Genomic DNA, 20,640 nt, shown 5'->3' with positions numbered 1-20,640 from the left:
ACTGTGGAGTGCCGTATTCCGATGGCGCACTCGCTCAAGGATAAGCGCAGCGTTATTAGCGGCCTGATCCGGCGCCTCCGGCAGCGGTTCAACGTTTCGGTGAGCGAGGTCGCTCACAACGACGCGTGGCAGCAGGCGGAAATTGCCGTAGCGTGCGTCAGCAACAGTGGTCGCGTCGTCGAGTCGACCCTTCAAAAGATCGTGGAGTGTTTTGACGCCGTGCCGGAGCTCGCGGTGGTCCGTGTGGATCGTGAGATCGACTGATATGCGCACCACCCCCGGCGAAAGAGCGGGCTGCACGGAAAGGCTGTAAACCGCGGTGACACTGCGTCAGGAACGGATTCAAAACGCGCTCATTCGCGACCTCAGCGAAATGATTCATCGGGATCTACGGGATCCTCGTCTCGTGTTTGTCACCATCACGGGCGCGGAAATCTCCCGAGACCTGCGTCACGCCAGAGTTGCCGTTACCGTGATGGGCGATGATGCCGCAAGGGCGGCGGCGCTTCATGCGCTTAACGCCGTAGCCGGACGGCTGGCCGGAGCCTTCACGCGTCACAGCCACCTCCGGGTCGCGCCGGAAATCCGGTTTCAGCTCGATGCAGGCATGGAGCATGCGGAGCGGATGCGCCGGATTCTGGAACAGGTTGCTGCCGAGCTGCCGCCGCTTGAGGACGAATCTGCCCCCGGTGAGGGCGCCGTCTGATGGCGTCCGCCCTTCAGCGTGCGGTGGCGGCCATTCTGGCATCGCGATCGGTGGTGCTTGCAACCCATACCAACCCCGATGGTGACGCCATCGGCTCCATACTCGGCCTCGCGCATGCGCTCACCGGCCTTGGCATCATCGCACTGCCCCTCTCATCGGACGGAGTGCCCGATATCTATAGCTGGATGCCTGGGGCATCAACGGTGCAATCGCGCACGCTCCAGCGCCATTTTGACGTCGCGCTCGTTTGCGATGCGGGCAAGCTGGAACGCATCGGTGGGCCGGTCATGCCGGCCGTACGGTCGGCCAAAACCACTATTGATATCGATCACCATGTGGCCGACGGTGTATTCGGCGATATCCGGCTCGTCGATGCGAAATCGGCCTCCACCGCCGAGGTGGCGTGGCGCCTGATCGTTGCCCTGGAGCGCGCCAGCGGCAGGCTTCTTCGCAGCAGGGCCATCGCTGAATGCCTGATGACCGGCATTATCACCGATACCGGCGGTTTCAGGTATCCGGCGGTCGAGCCGCGCACCTTTCGACTGGCTGCGATCCTGCAGTCGCTGGGCGCCCACCCGGCGCCGATTTGCGAGCGTGTGTTTGAGGATCGAACTCCGGGCAGCCTGAAGCTGTTGGGCAGAGCGCTGTCGGATATCCAATCCACGCCGGATGGTTCCGTTGTCTGGGCTGCCGTCCGCCGGTCCGATTTTACCGACCTGAACGCCTCCGATGCCGACACGGAAGGGATTGTCACGGTCGTGCGCTCAACGCGTGGCGCCACGATCGGCATACTGTTTCGTGAGCTGTCGGGAGGCTCGATCCGGGTGAGCCTGCGCGCGAGGGAAGGCGCGGATGTAAACGCCGTCGCGAAGGCTTTTGGCGGCGGCGGTCACCACCTTGCAGCCGGATGTACACTGGACGCTCCACTGGAAGCGGCGGTCGCCGCGGTGGTGGAAGAGGCACATCGCCAACTACGTGGGCTGCAGACCGGATGAGTGCACCGGAACTCGGCGTCGTTGTTGCACCGCGATGCGGTGGTGCGTCATCAGCCGCGGCAGACCATCCCAGCAGCTCACCGGCGGGTTTCCTGGTCGTGGATAAACCCGGCGGCATCACCAGCCACGACGTGGTTGCCACGTTACGCCGAGCATTGCATCTTCGACGGATCGGTCACACGGGCACGCTGGACCCGATGGCGACGGGCGTGCTGGTACTCTGCGTTGGTTCTGCCACAAGACTGGCGCGGTATGTCTCCAGCGGGCGTAAACAGTATCGTGCTGAGTTCACGTTCGGCATCGAGACGGACACGCAGGATAACACCGGTGTGGCTCTACGCCGGTGCAGCGCCGCCGCGCTGCGGCGCGAGGACCTGGAACGGCAGCTACCGGCGTTCCGTGGCGCCATCCTCCAGATCCCGCCCATGGTCTCGGCCAGGCGGCATAACGGCGTACGGTTGTATGAGCTTGCCCGGGCCGGCGACGAAGTAGATCGCGCGCCGGTATCCGTGCAGATATCCGAGCTGCTTCTGGAGGCATTCACGCCGGGGGAGAATGCAACGGCCGAGCTGATTGTCACCTGCTCGTCCGGCGTCTACATCCGCACGCTGGCGCACGATATCGGGCAGGCGATGGGTTGCGGGGCTGTGATGAGTGGGCTTCGCCGCACATGGGTCGGGTCCGCAGACGGCCCGTTCACGCTGTCCACATCGACCTTGCTGCCGGATTTGGAGCGGCCGGGCGCGGCCGAATCCGCTCTGCTGCCCTTGGCGACCGTGGCAAGCATGATGCCGATTGAGATGGTAGACGAGGAGGCGGAGGGCCGGCTGATGGTGGGCCGAGCCGTGCCCGCTTCGGACGCGGGAACCGACGAGGAAGCGGTTGCCGCACTGAGTGGATCCGGCCGCCTGGTCGCGGTTTGTCGACGTCGTGCCGGCCATCTTCTACCGGAAACGGTTATGCCGGCAGTATGAGGGTCCTGCGTTCGCTGGAGGAGATACCGGCCGGCTGGTCACCCAGCACCGTTGCCGTGGGCACGTTCGATGGCATCCACATCGGCCATCGCGCCATCCTGAAAGCGGCCATTGCCGATGCCCGCAGCCATGGCCGGCAGTCCGTGGCATTCACATTTGACCGGCATCCCGCTGAACTGTTGGCACCGGAACGGGCGCCGCGGCGGATTACGACGCCGGATCAGCAGCGTGACCTTATCGCGGACTGCGGTATCGATTGGCTGGTGGTGGCGCCATTTGATGCCAGGTTCGCCGCACAACCGCCGCAGCAGTTTATCGACGACGTGCTTGTCAACCGGCTGAGGGCCGGAAGCGTGGTGGTCGGTTCGGGCTTCCGCTTTGGGCGAGATCGGGCCGGCGATACCGCTTTGCTCTGCTCCGCGGCCAACGCCCGCCGATTTGTGCTCCACGCATTGGAGCCTGTGATGGAGATGAACGAACCGGCGAGCAGTTCACGTATCCGCAATCTGCTGATGCGCGGCGCCATCGGGGATGCCGAGGCCGTTCTAAACCACGCCTGGGTGCTCTCGGGCACCGTGACTCGTGGCGCGCAGCTCGGCCGTACCCTGGGCTACCCAACCGCCAACCTGCTGCCCGCTGCGCGCCAGATAACCCCGGCAGACGGTATCTATGCAGCCGCTGCGAGACTGGAGAGCGGCGAAGTCGTGGCCGCAGCCGCAAGTTTGGGAGCTCGGCCGTCGGTGCCCGGCGCGGGACGAGCGCTGGAGTTCCATCTGCTTGACTTTGACGGCGACTTGTACGGCTCCCGTCTGGATATCCGGTTTGTCCGCTGCATTCGAGCCGCGAAGAAGTTTGATTCGCTGGAAGCGCTCAAGGGGCAAATCGGAGACGACGCAGCGGTATGCCGGGAGCTGCTGGATGGTGATCTGCCGGAGGTCGACGTGCTGGCAAGGCCGCAGGGGAAAAAGCAATGACGTTCCAAATCCACTCGTGGCGGCTCGATCCGCTGGATAACAACACCTATCTCATCGTCGACCGCCGGTCGCGGCATGGCGTGTTGGTGGACCCATCGTTTCATAGTGAGGAGCTGCTGCCCCAGATACGCGCGCACTGTGATGAGATAGAATTGCTTCTGCTGACGCACAGCCACTTCGACCACGTTGCGGGTCTCGCATTCTACAAGCGCGAAACACAGGCAGCCGTGGCGCTGCATGCCGATGCCGTCGAGCTTCTGGAGTTGGCGGCCACCACCGCCCAGATGTTTGAGATGGAGGTCGAGGATTGCCCGCCACCGGACCGGTTTATCATCGATAGCGAGGTGATCCAGGTTGGCGACACGAAAATGACGGCGCTGCTGACTCCCGGGCATGCACCGGGCCACCTCAGCTTCGCACTGGATGGCGTTGTATTGAGTGGCGACGCTCTTTTTGCCGGGAGCATTGGCCGAACGGACTTTCCCGGCTGCAACCTGGAGCAGCTGCTGCACTCGATCCGCACGCGCCTGTACACACTGCCGGGAGAGACGCGCGTGCTGCCCGGCCATCGGGAAGAGACGACGATCGCTGTTGAAATGGCCGGCAATCCCTTTTGCCCAGCCTTGAAGTCCCATGATCGCAGCTGACAGTCCGGCGGGATGAATTCTGGAGTGATGCGCGGCTATCGCCGGCCTATTCAAGTGGCGCCGGGCGACCTGCGCGGCTGCTGATCGATGCCCAATTGACGGCGCAGCGAACCGATGTCGCAGCGCACTCGATTCACTGCGGTCGCTTCTCCTGCGATGTATCGTTTGCGCATCGCCGGGCGTATTGAAAAACGGAACGCCATTCTGGCACATTGGGGTGGCCAACCATCGTGGTGTTTTGGAGGTCATGCAGCTATGGCAGCGCGTGAAAGCACCGAGAACAGCGCATGGATGGCGCTGCGCGACCTGGCGCTTGATATGCGTTGGTCGTGGAATCACGCTTCCGACCGTGTGTGGTGCCGGCTGGACCCGGAGCTTTGGGAGTTCACACGGAATCCATGGGCGGTATTGCAGACGGTATCACCGCGGCGCTGCGACGAACTCTGGCAGGACGTGGATTTCCGCAGCGAAGTTGACGGGCTGTTGCGGCAGCGCCGGGCGGCGATGGCGACGCCGGTATGGTTCCAGCAGCAGCACCCCGAAGCGGAGTTGACCGCCGCTGCCTACTTCAGCATGGAGTACATGCTTAGCGAAGCGCTTCCGCTGTATTGCGGCGGCCTGGGCAACGTCGCCGGAGACCACCTGAAGGCGGCGAGTGACCTTGGAGTGCCGCTGGTGGCAGTCGGGCTCCTCTACCAGCAAGGCTACTTCCGCCAGGTGATCGGTCCAGATGGCGGGCAGGATGCCGTCTGGCCCTACCTGGAACCCGGGCAGCTGCCCGTCACGCCGGTTCGAAACCAGGACGGCGAGTGGATACGCATCCAGTTGGAAATGCCGGGTCGCCCGTTGACCCTTCGGACGTGGGAGGTGCAGGTCGGCCGCGTTCGGCTCTTTCTGCTGGACAGCAATGATCCGGCGAACTATCCTGCCCAACGAGATATAACATCGCAACTCTATGGCGGAGGGTCCGAGTTGCGACTGCAGCAGGAGCTCGCTCTGGGTATCGGCGGCTGGCGACTGCTGCGCGAAATCGGGATTGCACCGGAGGTGTGCCACCTGAATGAGGGACATGCCGCCTTTGCGGTTCTGGAACGGACGCGCGGTCTGATGGCGGATAGCAACCAGCCATTTCACGTGGCATTCACCGCGGCACGTCCTGGTAACCTGTTTACAACGCACACGGCGCTCGACGCCGCGTTCGATCGGTTTGCTCCGGAGATGGTGTGCCGATACCTCGGTGACTACGCGAACAAGTGGTTGGGAATCGATGCCGAGCAACTCCTGGCGCTGGGGCGGAGCGGTGGGAGCGATGGCTCGGAGTACTTCAATATGGCGTGGCTCGCGCTGCGCGGGTGTGGCGCCGTGAACGGCGTCAGCCGGCTCCACGGTGAGGCGAGCCGAGCGATTTTTCAGCCACTGTTTCCCAGATGGCCGAGGGCGGAGGTACCCGTGGGGCACGTCACGAATGGTGTGCACATGGCGAGTTGGGACTCTGCGGAAGCCGACGCGCTCTGGACCGAGGCGTGTACCAAAGAACGGTGGCGCGGCGATCCTTCCTCCTTGCCGCACGACATCGGTCAGGTGTCGGATGAGAGGCTCTGGCGGTACCGAACGGATGCAAGTACTGCTCTGGTCGCCAATGTGCGTGAACGCGTGGCACGCGACCGTGCGGCGTCGGGCGCCGGGGCGGACGAAGTGGACGCCGCCCGCAGACTTTTCAACGCCGATGTGCTGACGCTTGGCTTTGCGAGGAGGTTCGCCGAGTACAAGCGGCCGAATATGCTGCTGCACGACAGGGAGCGGCTTCGCCGCTTGCTCTGCGATCCGCAGCGTCCCGCTCAGCTGTTGATCGCAGGGAAGGCGCATCCGCAGGATTATGAGGGCCAGGCCATGATCCAGGACTGGGTCGGCTTCCTGCGCCAGGCGGGGGTGCGCGATCATGCCGCCTTCCTGGCCGACTACGACATGCTGCTGACGGAGCAGTTGGTTCAGGGCGTAGACGTTTGGATCAATACGCCACGCCGTCCCTGGGAAGCTTGCGGCACCAGCGGAATGAAGACGCTTGTAAATGGCGGAATCAACGTTTCGGAACTCGACGGCTGGTGGGCGGAAGCGTATGATCCATCGGTGGGCTGGGCGTTGGGCGATGGAGCCGAGCATGGAGGCGATGCGGAGTGGGACGCGCTGGAGGCGGAGGAACTCTACAGCCTCCTGGAGCGAGAGGTGATCCCGGAATTCTACGATCGTGACGCGTCGGGCATACCACGCCGCTGGGTGCAGCGGATGAGAGCGAGTATGGCCAGCCTCACGCCGAGGTTTGCCGCGAGTCGCAGCGTGCGCGAGTATACCGAGAGCTACTATATTCCGGCCGCTGCTGCCTTTAAAGAACGTACGGCCGACGGATGCCGCGCCGCGCACGGCATCGCCTCATGGCAGCGGCGCACGCTGCATGACTGGCAGAGCCTCAAGTTCAGCCACCTCGACCAACGTACTTACGACGGCCGGCATCACTTTGAGCTCACCGTCGATTTCGGCAGACTGCGCGCGGATGAGATCCGATTGGAGTTGTATGCCGATGCCGTACCCGGAGGCCGGCCGGAGCGCATACCCATGACTCCCGGTTCACAGCCCTCCGGCACTCTCGCCGTATACTGCGCCGATGTCGCTGCCGAGAGGCCGTCCGCCGACTACACCGTGCGGGCGCTTCCGGTTTGCGATGGCGCCGCAATACCCCTTGAGAATCCATGCATACTATGGGAGCATTGAGCCAACTGTGTTATGAGGGGTGGAGGGCAAACCGATGAAACAGAGCAACACTCTGCCGGCGGCGCTTTTTGTTATCATTCTGATCGTGGGCCTGCCGCTTGCCAACAGTCTGGGGTTCACGGGAGCGGGCTCGCCTGTCGTGGCTTTGACGGTGGTTGCGGCAGCGCTGATCAGTGTCTCCGTCAAGGTTGCCAACCAGTGGGCGCGCGCCGTGGTATTACGCCTGGGCAAGTTTCAGGCGCTGCGCGGCCCGGGCATCTTCTTCATACTGCCTGTGTTGGATCAGATCGCATACTGGATCGATATCCGCGTCATCACGATGTCTTTTACCGCCGAAAAAACGCTGACGAAGGACACGGTTCCGGTGGATGTCAATGCGGTCCTTTTCTGGAAGGTCGTGGATCCCAAGCGCGCCGCGCTGGATGTCGCCGACTACCAGACCGCTATCCGATGGGCCTGCCAGACGGCTCTCCGCGACGTGATCGGTAAGACGATGCTGGCCGAGATGCTCGAGGGGCGCGAAACCATCAGCGCTCACCTTCAGACCATCATCGATGCGCGCACGGAGCCATGGGGCATCCAGGTGATTGCCGTCGAGGTGAAGGACGTGCTGATACCGCCTGCGCTGGAAAGCGCCATGTCGATGCAAGCCCAGGCGGAGAGGGAGCGCCAGGCGCGCGTGATACTCGGCGATTCGGAGCGGCAGGTTGCCGAGAACTTCGGCGAAGCATCCAAGACCTACGCCCAGAACCCCATTGCCTTCCACCTGCGCGCTATGAACATGCTGTATGAGGGTCTGAAACAGAACGCGACCATTGTGATAGTGCCGAGCTCGGCAGTCGATTCCATGCAGCTCGGCGGTCTCGCAGGCATGGCCGCCCTGTCACTCGGCGTTGGCGCACAGAGCGCCGGCGCCGCTGCAACTGCCGAAGAAGGAACTCCCGGGCCGGAATCAGCCTGAATGGCCCGCGGCAGCTCCAACCGCGATCGGTTCTGGGCAGCTTTGCGTCGGGAAGCCCATCTGATCCACGAAGGTCTCTTGAAAGTCGACAGCGGCGTGCAGCGGCACATGCTCCGCCAGGCGGCAGATATCCGGATAGCTCGCATCAGAATCGCTGCCGCTGCACAGCGCAACTTTGGCGCCCAACAGCGCCGTGTTGCCGACCGGCTCGATGACATCCAGTGGGAAGTTCAGCAGACCGATCCGCCGTGCGCTGGCGCGATCAACGTAGTTGCCAAATGCCCCGGCAAGGAAGACGTGCTCGATTTGCGCTGTTTCGGCGCCGAACATTCGCAGCAGGATGCGCAGTCCGGCGGCTATTGCACCTTTGGCCATCTGCAGTTGGCGGATATCCGCCTGCGTCAGTGACACCGGGCCGGCCAGTGCGATGTCACGCCCGCCATCCAGCCGGCCCGATGGGTTGATCACGCCGATATCCAGGCCGGCTGCCGCCGCGTCCACGAGACCACTGCCGCACAGGCCTCGCGGTTCACCGTCGCCAAGGACTTCACAGGTCATCACGCCACCGTCCACACCGACCTTCCAGATCGCCCCTGACGCCGCGCGCATTCCCATGGCGATGCGCGCCCCTTCAAACGCCGGACCCGCTGCGGTTGACGTGCACAGGATTCTGTCGCGATTTCCCACCAGGATCTCGCCGTTCGTGCCGAGGTCAATCAGCACCGAGGGCTCCCGCCTGGTATGAAGCTGCGTGGCGAGTATCCCGGCGAGCAGGTCACTGCCTACAAAACCGCCGAGGCACGGAAGAAACTGCACCACGGCGCACTCAGCCAGACACCAGTCCAGGGCGGCTGCGCAGATAGTCTGAAGGCCGGCGTGCTGCGCCTCGAAAGGAACCATGGAGAGCGGCTCTACCGATATGCCGCAAAACAGGTGATGCATCACCGTATTGCCCACCAGCGTGATGCGGCGCAGCCGCCCGAGTTCAACTCCGGCTGCCTGGCAAAGCTGGCGTACCAGTCCGCCCAACTGGCCACGAATCGCCGACTCGAGCAGGAGCTGGCCACCATCCGACATGGCAAATTGAATTCGGCTCATTATGTCGGCGCCGTAACGAGCTTGCTGGTTCAACGCCGTACGTACGGCGAGCACCCGCCCGGTTTCCAGGTCGAGCAGCTGCGCCACCAGTGTGGTGGTGCCGAGGTCAATTGCGATGCCGGCGCCTTCCTGCGCGGTAAACCGGAAGGCGGTATCGTCGGTCAGTACCGCGGCGTCCCACTGCCGCAGCTCTACCTCCATATCGGTTTCGACCCGGCACTGGCATGCCAGGCGCCACCCGTCGGCCAGTTCCTGTGGCGTCAGCCGGTCAAGCTCCACACCATTCGGTGTGCCACTGCCGCTGCGGATGCGAACGCGGCATCCACGGCAGCGGCCCTGGCCGCCGCACGGAAACTCAACGCCATGTTCAAACAGGATGTCTCGCAGCGGCTGACCTTGCGCGGCATTCAAGCGTGTGGCCGTTGGGCTTAACGTGATCTGGGGCATTGGCTTGCTTCGTCAGTTCGGGTTGGCCGGTTGATGCATGCCGGCGTAATGCCGCATCGCGGCGAGGTTCTCGGGGGGAGTATCCCGCGGAACCTCACAGCCGGCGCAAACGATGTAGCGGTCGCCGGCAGCCGCATGGCATTTGCCCACCGCGGCCTCTACCTCGTTCGGCGTTCCGTTCTGCACCAGCCGCACCGGGTCCAGGTTGCCGGCAAGCACCTGGTCAGGTCCAAGTTGACTGCGCGCCTCCTCCATCGGCACCGGGTAGTCGATGTCGACAATATCGCAGCCCAGCGCGGCGATCCGGCCCAGGATCGGCCGGGTGTTGCCGCAGATGTGCAGCCGGACGCGAGCGCCGAGGCTGCGCACTCCATCCACCATCCGCTTTTCGTACGGCCACACAAACTCTTCGTATCGCTGCGGACCTATCAGGGATGCCGCAGCATCGCCGATACCGATGCACTCCGCGCCGGCTTGCACCTGCGCGGCGGCGAATGAGAGCTCCATCTGCACCGCGAATTCGAACAGGTCGGCTACAAACGGAGGGTCGTCGTAGAAGTCCAGCATGAGTTGGCTCAATCCGCGCAGCGCCGCACCCTCGGCGCATGGTCCCTCAATCCAGCCCTCGATGAGCTTGGCGCCGGCGACGCGCTCGCGATAGAGGCTCAACGCACTCAATCGGTTCATCATCCGGCCGGCGTAGGGGCTCGGAACGTTCAGACGCGCCAGGCTGCCCTTGTCGGCAAGCAGCGGATGCGCGGCATCGATGCATGCCGGTGAGTCGTCCGGCGACACGGTCTTTGCACCGCAGTCCGCAGCTTCGCAAACCGGGTCGCTCATCGTGTTGACGTGGTCCAGTCCAAACGCTTCGGCCACCTGGATTTGCCCTGCTACCAGGTGACGATAGTTGGTGGCATAGTCGCGGTAAGAAACGCCAAGCCGCCTGGCTGCAAACTGCATGGTGATCGCCATAAAAGGCAGGTGGTCCACCGGCCGACCGTCCAGGTGTGCCAGCACACGCTCACGGCTGTTCACGCCCGCCCAGCCGTCCCGCTCGCAGAGTGCCGCACTGCTGGGATGCTAGTGGTAGGCGCCGTATGCATCGATCAACTCCATCAGGTATTGATACGTCTCCCACGTGACGCCGGGAGGTATCGAATGGTCACTGTGGTAGATGTATCCTCCGTTCTTCATAGCGGCTGGTACCTTGCCGGCAACCTCCGCCTCAATCTGAGACCGATCGTTGGTAATCAAAACCATGATGTCGATGTTGCCCATGAACGCGGCCCGATCCCCGTACTCCTTCTTCAACGCCCGCACATCCACGTTTGCTTTGGCTTCCAGCGGCTGCAGACAATCGACGCCGGCTTCGAGGAAAGAAGGAATGAGCTGCCTCAGGTCGCCATCGGTGTGGTAGATGACAGGCAGCCCGCGTGATTTGAACCAGCCGGCGAGGCGGGCGTGCGAGGGCATTACCAGCGATCGATACATACGGGGCGAGCAGAACGGCGCATGGTTGTAGGCGATATCACCGAAGATCCAGGCGCCATCGAATCGTATGCCGCATCGCTCCAGGTAGTCAAGGGCTTCGGTGGCCAGGCGTGTGTGCGTCTCAAAAAGATCAACAACCCAGTCCGGCTCGTCCGCCATCGCCATGCATAGCACTTCATGGCCGACGATGTCCTTGGCAATCTCAAAGCACTCAACGCCCTGCCAGCAGAACCAGCGCCCCTCCGCATGTGCCCGGTGCATCGTGGCCAGCGCGCCGTAGGCATCCACCCGCATCTCAACCGGTATCGCAAGCAGATCCCGTTTGAGTGCCGTCCACGAATCTGCCGAGGTCACGGTAAAGCCGATGTGCTCCGGAGTGCCGCTCTTGTGGCGCCAGTATCGCAGGATAGCGCCGTTTCCATCCTCACGGATCGACCAGTCCGGCGTTTCATCCACGATTCGCACATATCCCGGTCGCGCATCGTGGTGCACCCAACCGGCGCCGCGGATATCGTAGTCAAAGAGTGTCGCAAGGTCGGTGCCAACGTCCAGGCCCTGCGAGTGCCAGAGCGGTATGGTCTCGGGCCAGAACGACTCGGCGCGCGGAATGCGATCGGGCACTTGATGCGAAAGCGCCAGATTGACGCGTTCCCGTGATGTCAGACTGTTGTGTTTCATGCCGTGTCAACCTTTCGGTGCGCCACTTGCGGATGGCTCGGGTGGCCCTCCGCCGTCTGTATGGCGGCTTTCGGGAGCGGGTTCGGCAGCCACGATACTCTCGTCATACCGCGCGGCGATCGTGGATCCCGGCTGAACCACCAGAAACTCCTCCGGGCGCCAGTCGCCGCTCACAAGCCTCTGTATCATGCCAATATCGCCACGGACCTTCTCAAACTGCCATCCACGCGCACGGGCTTCGTCTCGCGAATGCTGCTCGCAGGCCGCGTTCGGCTCAACTCCCATCTCGATGAAGGTGATCTGGCCGTACTGTTCGGAACCGGCGCTGAGCGTTTGGTGAAGGTAACGACCGTTGTCTTCGCCATAGCGCGCAATCAGATCAGCCAACGCCGCCCCGCGAGCCTGGCTGCGCTGCAGAGAGAGTTGCGCCGTCGAGTCAAGATCGCTACTGTGCTCTATCCAGCCTGTCGTTTTGAAGTAGACGCCGGGATGCGCATGAAAGTAGTCGAGATACCGTCGGGAACTGCCCAGAAAGAGGGTGATGCAGTCATGCGCGCGAGGAAGCACCAGCGGTATGCCGTTGGCGACAATGCCCGCGAGTCCGTTGCTGCACAGTCCAAATCCGAGAAGGATCGCGTCAAACTGCCGGTCGTCGACGGCGTCCACCGCGGCCTGGATCTTCGGACGCATGCCGCGGGCGCCGATGTCATGCAGCCCCATCGGCAGGAACGTGACCTCGATATGGTGTGGTGACTGCGTGATGACGTGCTCTGCCTCTCGGCAGAAGACTTCGCAGGATATCAGCTTGAGGTTCATGGCGCCGTGACGGGCGGGATGCAGATCGCGACTACTGGCCAAGGTGCCACGCATACCGGACTGCATCCGCTGGGTGAGCGCTGGCGGTGGGGTGGTTCATCGGGCGAAGGTTCGGCATGCATCTGCCCCAGCAGCGGCGCGCCTCTGCGAGGTAGAACATATAGTTGGCAAACGGCACATCGGGCGGCACACGGTGGTCGGGTGTCGGTATAAAGCCTCCCTCTTCCACCAGCGGGGTCAGTCGCTCGACCTCGCGTGAGATGCCATCCTGCGGACCGGCCAGCAGGCGCTTGCTGACGCCGCCAATCATCAGGAGATCCCTGCCGTACTCCTTGCGGTAGGCCACAACGTCGGCGCCCCACGTGCCGACCTCCACGGGAAACATGGTGTTGACGCCGGCATCCAACCACAGCGGCACGAGCTGTCGAATATCTCCGTCGCAATCAATTATCACAACATCCACCCCAAACCGCCGGAGCAGCGCGGTGATCCGGGCGTACTGTGGCACGAGCACCTGCTTGAAGACGCGCGGCGACAGCAGCGGGCCCGCGCGGTAGCACATGTCCTCCCACATCAGGGCGTATTCAAACTGAATGCCGGATTCGAGAGCCGGCGTAATCGTGGTGATAACGCAATCTGCGATCGCTTCCACGATTTCCGCGAATAGGACGGCATCATCGTAGACCAGCAGGCTTACCGCCTCAAGGCCCATCCAGTTCCGGATCCACCCGTATAGTGAGCCGGCGTTGATGCCCAGCGGATAGTCACGTTCCGGACTCTTGTACCGGGCTGCCAGCGCCTCCCATTTGTAGGGATAGCGCGCCGGATCGAAGCCATCCAACCGCCATAGGAATTCGCGCTTCCATGAGCCGCGCCCCTTGAGTACGTGGTCCAGGTGCCTCGGGATCGAGCCCAGGAATTTGCCTTGCTCCTTGGTGACGCCCTCATTGTCGCGAACAATCTCGGTGTCGCCCTGGTCTTCCACCACGCGGTGGTCAAAGCCCGGAGAGAGGTGGACATTGATCGGCGCGACAATCCACTGCGGATCCATGCCGAAGAAATCATCCGGATCAACGCCTTTCGGCAAGCCCTCCTGCTGCCAAACCGTGGTCGTCTCATCCCAAAAACCAAAGTCCATGATGGGCGAGCGGTCTCGCGGTTGGTAGTGCATCGTTGCGTTAAACCGTTCACGCGCATTCATCGCTCACCTCCGATCAAAGGCTAAGTGTCGTCACTCGCTGTCCCGCGCTCGGCAAGCGCATCATGCAGCGCGGCGATGAACGCCGGTGCGGTGCCGCAGCAGCCACCGATAAAGCCGGCGCCGGCATCCACCAGGCGGCAGCAATGGGCGGCGAAATCATCCGGAGAAGTCCTGTAAACCGCTCTGCCATTCTCCAGAACCGGCAGACCGGCGTTCGGTTTGATCCACAGCGGCAGCCGCGTTGCCGCACGCAAGCGGGTGGTTACCGCGATAAGTTGTTCGGCGCCGTCCCCGCAGTTTGCGCCGATTGCATCGGCGCCTGCAGCCTCGAGCTCGGCAGCCGCTTCTTCCGGCGTAACGCCCATGGGCGTTCGATCTCCGGCCCGGCCTGCGCCGTACGTCATGCTCACCACAACAGGAAGGCCCGTTTCGTTGGCGGCTGCAACGGCGAGGCGCGCCTCTGCCAGTTCGCTCATCGTTTCAATCACCAGCGCATCTGCGCCGCCGTCCGCCAGGTTGCGAGCCTGCTGGACGAACGAGGCCTTGATGACTTCGGGAGGCTCTTCTTCCATCGCCAGCACCAGCCCGGTTGGGCCGATCGATGCGAACACATGAGCCCTACCGTTCGCCGCCTGACGCGAGAGCGCGGCCCCGGTAAACGCGATCTCAGCAGCACGATCCTGCAGGCCATGACGGCGGAGCGCGATCGAGTTCGCGCCGAACGTGTTCGTGAGTATGACGCGGCTGCCGGCATCCACATACGCCTGCGCAACGGCGAAAACGGCATCCGGCTTTGACACGTTCCAGGCTTCGGGAGACGCGCCGATTGGCAGACCGCGCGCCTGCATCTGCGTGCCCCACGCACCATCGGTCAGTACCGGCACGGCGGCCATCAACTCATCCCACATTGCGTTCACATCCGTTGCCCGCGATGGAAACCTGCAGCGCCGAACGTGTGTGGCCCAATCGGGGGGTCGGCGCCAATCGCCTGCTCCAGGACACTATCCGGCGGGTGGTCGGTGAGCGGGACGACGCCGGTGATGCAAAAGCCCGGCCCCCGCGCGCGCCGCCATAGCGGCTGCGAGCCGAAGTGCATCTGTTGGCGCGGCATGGAGCGTGCCGGCCGGGCAGCGCGCTGGTCTCCGAAGCTCTTCGGTGGCGCAACCCGTGAGCCGGTTCTCTGCAGCCGACGTGACATCATCAGGCTGCGAGGAGCCCACGAGCGACCCGAACGGCGCCGCTCGCGTTGTCGCTGAAAGCGTCGGCTCCGATCTCATCGGCAAAGCGCTGCGTTACGGGAGCGCCGCCAACCATGACGCGCACGCCTGGGCGCATGCCATGCTTGTCGAGCGTTTCGATCACCGACTTCATGCCCGACATCGTGGTGGTAAGCAGCGCGGAAATAGCAACCAGTTCGGCGCCGTTATCGCGCACAGCTGTGGCGAACTGCTCCGGCGATACATCCACACCGAGGTCGATAACCTCAAAGCCGCCGCCTTCCAGCATGGCTCCAACCAGGTTCTTGCCGATATCATGGAGATCGCCGCGTACGGTGCCGATTACAACTTTGCCGGCACGCTTGCCGCCACTCTCCGCCAGCAGAGGCCGGAGGATTTCAAGGCCGCCCTTCATGGCCCGTGCCGCGATCAACAGTTCCGGCACGAAGTATTCGTTTGCCTCAAACCTTCGCCCAACCTCGTCCATCGCGGGGATCAGGCACTCATCCAGCAAATACTGAGGCTTCATACCCGCTGCCAGGGCGTCCTGGACACCGGACTTGGCGGCCGGCGCGTTGCCCTCCAGTACGGCATCGAACAGCTGCTGCAGATCAGGCACCATCGGTTTGCCCTCCTTCCGGATATCGCCTTGTGCATTTCCTCGCCTCCAAGCGTGGTACGCACAGAAACCGGTCCTGCCGATACTAGTGTATTAGTGTACCCGGAAATCCAGAATTCAAACAACAGGTATTGCGCGTGGCGTCGCGGTGCCGGGCGGATGCGACCGGCCAAACGGACCTGTCTCACATATTTGTGCTGATTCCAATGGCGTCCGAGGCCTCCACCTACGGCGGCAGCTGCGGGGCGTTCGTGTGAAAGGCCGGGGCGCGGAGCGGCGCCTGCCCGGCTCCGGGAGGCGGATAGGGAATCAGGTAGCGCTGCGGCTCCGACTGAACGCGTCGGCCCTGCGTGTCACGTGCAACGTACACAATCTGCAGTTCGCGTTTGGATCGAGCGCTATCCGCTGCAGGTACCTGGTATTCTCCGGTTAGCGCAAGGTTCGCACCGTCGTCCGGATAGCCCAGCCACTGTCGATCGACCAGACTGACGCGCGACTGCTTTCCGCGCCAGTCTGTAACCTGTGCCCACGCGTGATCGAGGTCCTTCCGAGGATTGATTACGGCGCCCAGCAGAAGACGACCGCCGTGCGCGGGCAGCACGCCGTCCGGCTGCCGGGGCTCCAGCGCGAGTGGCGATGGTTGAACTTCGAGCTGCGAGCCACTGCGGGTTTCATACAGGTTGGCTGCGGGAACGATCGCTTCCGGAACGTTGTCGCTGCTCCACCGGAGGGTGAAGGCGCCCACGCCTTGAGCGTTAAAGTACTCAATCCGGATCGGCGTCAGTTTGCCGCCAACCAGATCCGCCGACGTTTGGAAGTCGTACGGCGGCTGGGCAATCCAATGGTTGAGAATGAGCATGCCGCCAACGAATAGCCGGACGCAGTCATCGACGTGTACCGAGAAAACATAGTGCCCGGTGTACGGCGGCATCAGATATCCCTGCCACAGAACACTGTAGTTCTCCGAACCCAGGCCGGGCGCCGGACTGCCGGACCAGAAGAAATCGAGTGGTCCGTCCACGCGCTGCAGGACAGGGTCTGTGCCATTCCTGCTGTTGAAGTAGGTTGCAGAAAGGCCCGCCCCCTGGGCGTCAGCCGGCTTCGGAGCCACGCGAAAAGAGGTTGTGCTGGAACTTGTTACTTTTCCCGTCAGGTCCTCTGCCCAGAATTGCACACCGTAGTACTCGTCTTCATTGGAGCGGTTTGCCGGAACGGCATAGGGGCCCACCCACAGCGTCTCCTCCGGCTCCGGGGTGTGCCGGTGCTGGTTCACAACGGTTACGCCACCGCCCGGGTCGGTTACCTCGGCCCATGCGCGCTTTATCTGGTTTTGTGTGGTGACTATGGAGCAGAGACGGATTGCCGCGCCCTCCGCGCCGACCGTGCACGATTGTGGAGTTCTGAGTGCGATTGCGGGATCCGGCTCACTCGCCGGCACGGAGATAGGTTCGGGATCGCTGCCGGGCGGCGCCGCCTCGAGCCGGGCAACCTTCACGGTAGGCGGATCGAGCTTTGGAGCAATGGTAAAGCCGAGCTCGTCTCCGTCGACGGATCGGTGGCCAGCGTTCACCGCGTACACGTGCCAAGTGTAAGAGCCGGGTGTCAGGGCGTGTTCCGGCAGTTGGTACGAGATGGCGCCAAGAGTCTTGAGGTCCTCGTAAACCAGGCCGGCGCCGCTTGTGGCGTCTGGCCGCGTAAACGGCGCAGCCGGCACAGCGCGCGAATAGACGGACCGATCCGGCGCCCCAGATTTGTAGATTTCCAGCGCAAAGCTCGTTGCCGGCACGCGCGCCCAAACTAGCTTCGGTGGCTTATCCCATACGGTGTTGTTGAACGGACCGAGGAGCTGCACAGGCAGGGGACTTGCGCGCCGGAGCGTTGTTCCCGATGCAAACACTGCTTCGCTGTATCCCCAATACAGCGTGCCATCCGTGTATCGGCGGCCAAGTAGCTGGCCCCACCAATCACCAACCGGTTGGCTGCCGGCATCGCGCCACCACGTGCCGCCCGGATACCAGATAGCGCGCCCGGTGGCATGTTCGCCTTCGATCCGGTAGGCGTTCAGGCCAAATACATAGCCGTCCAGGCAGTGTATCCACTCATGTACCAGAACGCCGACCACGCGCAGCATGTTGGCGCGACTGGGCGTCGTTGCCCACAGCGGAGTCCACAACGTCCCGCCCCCGACCGAACCACCCCCAAGACCACCAATGTCTTCCGGCAAATTGTTGGTACCGTCACCGCTGTTGAACACGATGGCCCGCATGTCAAACTGCCGGGGTGTATTGTAAGCTGCGGTTTCCGGGTCAACTTCGCTCGCAGCCGGCAAGTATCGTGCCGGGCCACCGCTGAAGTGTGACAGCGTCCGGTCTACAACGACGGTGGCGACACCGACACGGCATCGCCCGAGCGATTCCCTGGCTACTGTCTGCTCGAAGTCGACGATGTACGACTTCACGGCCTGGATCCACGCTTCGGAGTACGATGAGACCACACGATGCAGGCGGCCATTGGGTCCCACTACGGTTGCATTGACGTTGGGGTAGATGGTACAGAGGACTCGCCAGGTGGTCACGGGCGCTTGCGGCGCTTTGGCCGCGCTCGCCGGCGCAGCTTGACGCGCCGTGCATCTAGCGGAGAAAGGCATGGCAAGCGCGAGGGCCAGTGCGGTGACGCTTAAGGCTCGGCACGTTCGGGTCATTGGCGCTGCAGTCAGTCGCGTACCGTTCTCAACGGCCACTCACTTGAATTCCGATTCCGCGCGCTTCCGGATCCTTCGCTAACCGTCTCTGCGCCACCTCCTGCAACTCCGCGCATGGGAATCACGCTCGGACGCTCTAACGGAGCCGCCGCCGAATTGGCCCACGCTGCCGCGGTCAGGCCCGTCCGGCTCCGTCTCAGGCCACCAGTCGGCCCCAACGGCGCCATTCCGTCATGAGTATGGCGCCGTGTGGCGGGGGCCGGTTCTAGGGCGTGATGACAACCGTCCCAGGCTCGGTCACGGTAAGACGGTGAGTGACGCGTGTCTCGTGACCCGCAGGTACGTCGCGGACAGCCAACAGACCTGTGCCTGTTGGGGGACGGAAGTGTAGATCGGAAAGCTGGCGGTACTCCGGCCCTGTGGGACCACCACAAAGCGAGGAGCAAACGCCAGTCCCGGCTGCGAGCACGCGATCTGCACGGTTGCGCCGCCCGCCGGCGCGGCATCCTGTCTGGCAGCGCCGTGGCGGCAAGCCATCCGACGAGCCGGGTGAGCGAGGAACATCTCACCGGTCCCATCTGGGCGCGCGAGACCGTTCCTCCCCCGGAACTGCGCGGCCGACCATTCTACGGTGTTAACTCCACGTAGAAAACCGGACTCGTCACCGTCTGCCCGGTCTGCGTGAGCACCACGTTGATATTGCCGGCCAGTCGGACGGACTGGGCCCATCGGTTGTGGATTGTCACGTCGCGCCCGACCGCCCCATCCAGCATCCCGGCCGGGAGTACCGTTGTGTTCGTGTCTATGAAAGCGATATTGTCATTCCTCTCCTGCTCCGTATCCAACGGCGCGCCATCCAGCGACAGGGTCAGCACCACGGTGGCCTTGGCGTCGGCCGGATTGGCGTTGCTGACCGGGCAGGCGACGCGAAACGTTTCATCGGACGCGACTGTAGCCGGCGCGATAGGTGCGCCTACGGTCACTAGTGAGGTGTCGATCGGTCCGGGCTTGGTCACCTGGTCCGGAAACGGGCCAATTACGGTCTGTCCAGCCTGTGGGGCGTTGGCGGCCTGGGAAGGTGGCGCCGCCGCAGGCGCCGGCGGCGGAGCGGGCGATGGCGCCGGTGACGACGGACCTGGATTTGCGACAATTGGCACTGTGCCTTGTGAATCGCCGCCGTTCGGACCCGGCTGCGCACAGCCGGCGAAGGCGATCGCGGATATGACTGCAGCCGCAGCCAGCACATTGTGCCGCGTTGATCTTAACAAGGGCGGCTGCATGCGGCGGGTAGGAGCGCATGAAGCGGTTCGATCGTCCACGCTTGTCGGCCGGGCGTATACTATCGCGCCAATACCGATCATGACCAACCCAATCCAGCGGGCTGATCCGAGCGCATTGAGCACGATGCAAAGTGCGCCTACAACTATAAGTCCGAATCCAATGCCCTGGCCTGTCATAGTTTCCGGCCTCGCTTCCAGGTTGTTTGACTGCCGTCGCGCGACACGTTCGACTGCGCAGCAGTTGGTGGTTTGGTCTCCGCAGCGAAACCCGCCGCAGTAATAACTTCAATCGGCGCCACCATATCACAAGCTTTTCGAGTTACCCGCCGATCGCAGCATCGCTGCTTACCCCGAATACATGCCGCGTCCCGGCGGCGCCGGATCGGCTCACGCCTTTGGCCGGCGCTGGTTGGGTGCTGACGCACCCGCTGCGTCTCCCAGGCAGCGCAAAGCGTCCTGCGCATGCCGCCGGTGTTCATCGCTCAGTTGATCGGACGCAAGCGCGCGCCTGTATGCGGCAGCGGCAGCATCTGAACGACCCAGCCCTTCGAGCGCTCGGGCGCGAATATACTCGGCCCTCCCAGCGCAGATTGGCATCCACGCCGCGGCATCCGTCAGCGCGCGGGTCAGCCATTTCTCCAAGAGGTCCCGCTGCGCCGGCAGGAATCTCTCCGCCACCTCCAGCGTGCGACCGGGGTGCCGCGGCTGCGTGGTCAGCTGCCAGCAGCGGTCGTACGCTGCGTCGCCCTCATCGAAGCGCCCGGCGGTGCAAAGTGTGGCTCCATACGACCGCCAGGTAACCGGAAGGGCAGGCTGCAGCTGCGTGGCTCGCGCGGAAAGCTCGCAGCCCCAATCGGGCGCGTCCAGGTAGGTCGCGAGGTCGTGGCCGGCACTGGACCAGGTCTCCCATTGATCCGGAAACGTCTTCAGCAGCCGCTCCACGGCCGCGCGGGCCTCCGCGGTTTCACCCGTTCTCGCCAGCATTTCGCACAGCGCCCTCTGTGCCAGCGGGTCATCCGGCGCCAGTTCGGCCGCCCGCCGGATCGCCGTGACGGCGCTCGCCTTAGAC

18 protein-coding genes are annotated in these 20,640 nt (G+C 63.4%); 8 read left to right on the top strand and 10 right to left on the bottom strand.

From position 1 onward, the window contains the following. Positions 1 to 21: 21 nt before the first annotated feature. From KGJ62_09415 to KGJ62_09380, 8 genes are all read left to right on the top strand, one after another. Entirely contained in the window at positions 22 to 264 is a 243-nt protein-coding gene (locus KGJ62_09415; protein ID MDE2126797.1) for a DUF503 domain-containing protein, read from the top strand. 55 nt (positions 265 to 319) lie between these two features. Beyond that, on the top strand, positions 320 to 706 hold the full coding sequence (gene rbfA / locus KGJ62_09410) for a 30S ribosome-binding factor RbfA (protein MDE2126796.1): 387 nt from the start codon (positions 320 to 322) through the stop codon (positions 704 to 706). Further along, positions 706 to 1,701 carry a DHH family phosphoesterase gene (locus KGJ62_09405; GenBank protein MDE2126795.1) on the top strand — a complete coding sequence of 332 codons (996 nt, stop codon included), beginning with the start codon at positions 706 to 708 and terminating at the stop codon, positions 1,699 to 1,701. The genes rbfA and KGJ62_09405 overlap by 1 nt, the downstream gene beginning before the upstream one ends. After that, positions 1,698 to 2,675 (top strand): tRNA pseudouridine(55) synthase TruB, encoded by a 978-nt coding sequence (gene truB / locus KGJ62_09400; GenBank protein ID MDE2126794.1) that lies wholly within the window; start codon positions 1,698 to 1,700, stop codon positions 2,673 to 2,675. Before KGJ62_09405 ends, truB begins: the two co-directional genes overlap by 4 nt. Beyond that, the gene (locus tag KGJ62_09395; protein ID MDE2126793.1) at positions 2,672 to 3,649 is read left to right on the top strand and encodes a bifunctional riboflavin kinase/FAD synthetase; all 978 of its coding nucleotides are present in this window, start codon (positions 2,672 to 2,674) and stop codon (positions 3,647 to 3,649) included. Before truB ends, KGJ62_09395 begins: the two co-directional genes overlap by 4 nt. Further along, entirely contained in the window at positions 3,646 to 4,296 is a 651-nt protein-coding gene (locus tag KGJ62_09390; GenBank protein ID MDE2126792.1) for an MBL fold metallo-hydrolase, read from the top strand. The genes KGJ62_09395 and KGJ62_09390 overlap by 4 nt, the downstream gene beginning before the upstream one ends. Positions 4,297 to 4,551: 255 nt before the next feature. Then, a complete protein-coding gene (gene glgP, locus KGJ62_09385) occupies positions 4,552 to 7,062 on the top strand; it encodes an alpha-glucan family phosphorylase (GenBank protein MDE2126791.1) in 2,511 nt (836 codons plus the stop codon). A 34-nt stretch (positions 7,063 to 7,096) separates the two neighbouring features. Beyond that, positions 7,097 to 8,023: a slipin family protein gene (locus KGJ62_09380; protein MDE2126790.1), complete on the top strand. Its 927-nt coding sequence runs from the start codon at positions 7,097 to 7,099 to the stop codon at positions 8,021 to 8,023. On the opposite strand, the gene KGJ62_09375 is transcribed toward KGJ62_09380, so the two are convergent. The 10 genes from KGJ62_09375 to KGJ62_09330 all read right to left on the bottom strand — a co-directional run. Then, positions 8,015 to 9,568, bottom strand: a complete 1,554-nt coding sequence (locus tag KGJ62_09375) for a DUF4445 domain-containing protein (protein MDE2126789.1) — start codon at positions 9,566 to 9,568, stop codon at positions 8,015 to 8,017. The two genes, KGJ62_09380 and KGJ62_09375, sit on opposite strands and share 9 nt — an antisense overlap. A 12-nt stretch (positions 9,569 to 9,580) precedes the next feature. Beyond that, a complete protein-coding gene (locus tag KGJ62_09370) occupies positions 9,581 to 10,603 on the bottom strand; it encodes a uroporphyrinogen decarboxylase family protein (GenBank protein ID MDE2126788.1) in 1,023 nt (340 codons plus the stop codon). 45 nt (positions 10,604 to 10,648) lie between these two features. Then, complete coding sequence (locus tag KGJ62_09365; GenBank protein MDE2126787.1) at positions 10,649 to 11,737, bottom strand: hypothetical protein; 1,089 nt, start codon at positions 11,735 to 11,737, stop codon at positions 10,649 to 10,651. A 6-nt stretch (positions 11,738 to 11,743) separates the two neighbouring features. Next, positions 11,744 to 12,607, bottom strand: coding sequence for a DUF1638 domain-containing protein (locus KGJ62_09360; protein ID MDE2126786.1), 864 nt, complete (start codon positions 12,605 to 12,607; stop codon positions 11,744 to 11,746). Continuing rightward, positions 12,585 to 13,754: a hypothetical protein gene (locus KGJ62_09355; protein MDE2126785.1), complete on the bottom strand. Its 1,170-nt coding sequence runs from the start codon at positions 13,752 to 13,754 to the stop codon at positions 12,585 to 12,587. Before KGJ62_09355 ends, KGJ62_09360 begins: the two co-directional genes overlap by 23 nt. A gap of 20 nt (positions 13,755 to 13,774) precedes the next feature. Continuing rightward, entirely contained in the window at positions 13,775 to 14,662 is an 888-nt protein-coding gene (locus KGJ62_09350; GenBank protein ID MDE2126784.1) for a homocysteine S-methyltransferase family protein, read from the bottom strand. Between the two features lie 292 nt (positions 14,663 to 14,954). Continuing rightward, the gene (locus KGJ62_09345) at positions 14,955 to 15,590 is read right to left on the bottom strand and encodes a corrinoid protein (protein ID MDE2126783.1); all 636 of its coding nucleotides are present in this window, start codon (positions 15,588 to 15,590) and stop codon (positions 14,955 to 14,957) included. 226 nt (positions 15,591 to 15,816) lie between these two features. Beyond that, on the bottom strand, positions 15,817 to 18,165 hold the full coding sequence (locus tag KGJ62_09340; protein MDE2126782.1) for a hypothetical protein: 2,349 nt from the start codon (positions 18,163 to 18,165) through the stop codon (positions 15,817 to 15,819). A 752-nt stretch (positions 18,166 to 18,917) separates the two neighbouring features. After that, positions 18,918 to 19,559 carry a hypothetical protein gene (locus KGJ62_09335; GenBank protein MDE2126781.1) on the bottom strand — a complete coding sequence of 214 codons (642 nt, stop codon included), beginning with the start codon at positions 19,557 to 19,559 and terminating at the stop codon, positions 18,918 to 18,920. Between the two features lie 399 nt (positions 19,560 to 19,958). Continuing rightward, a partial coding sequence (locus KGJ62_09330; GenBank protein ID MDE2126780.1) for a tetratricopeptide repeat protein occupies positions 19,959 to 20,640 on the bottom strand: 682 nt, incomplete at its 5' end.

The sequence above is a fragment of the Armatimonadota bacterium genome (assembly GCA_028871815.1).
Taxonomy (GTDB): domain Bacteria; phylum Armatimonadota; class Chthonomonadetes; order Chthonomonadales; family Chthonomonadaceae; genus REEB205.
Note: the sequence above shows the minus strand (reverse complement) of the source record. Positions and strands in the feature narration are given on the sequence as shown.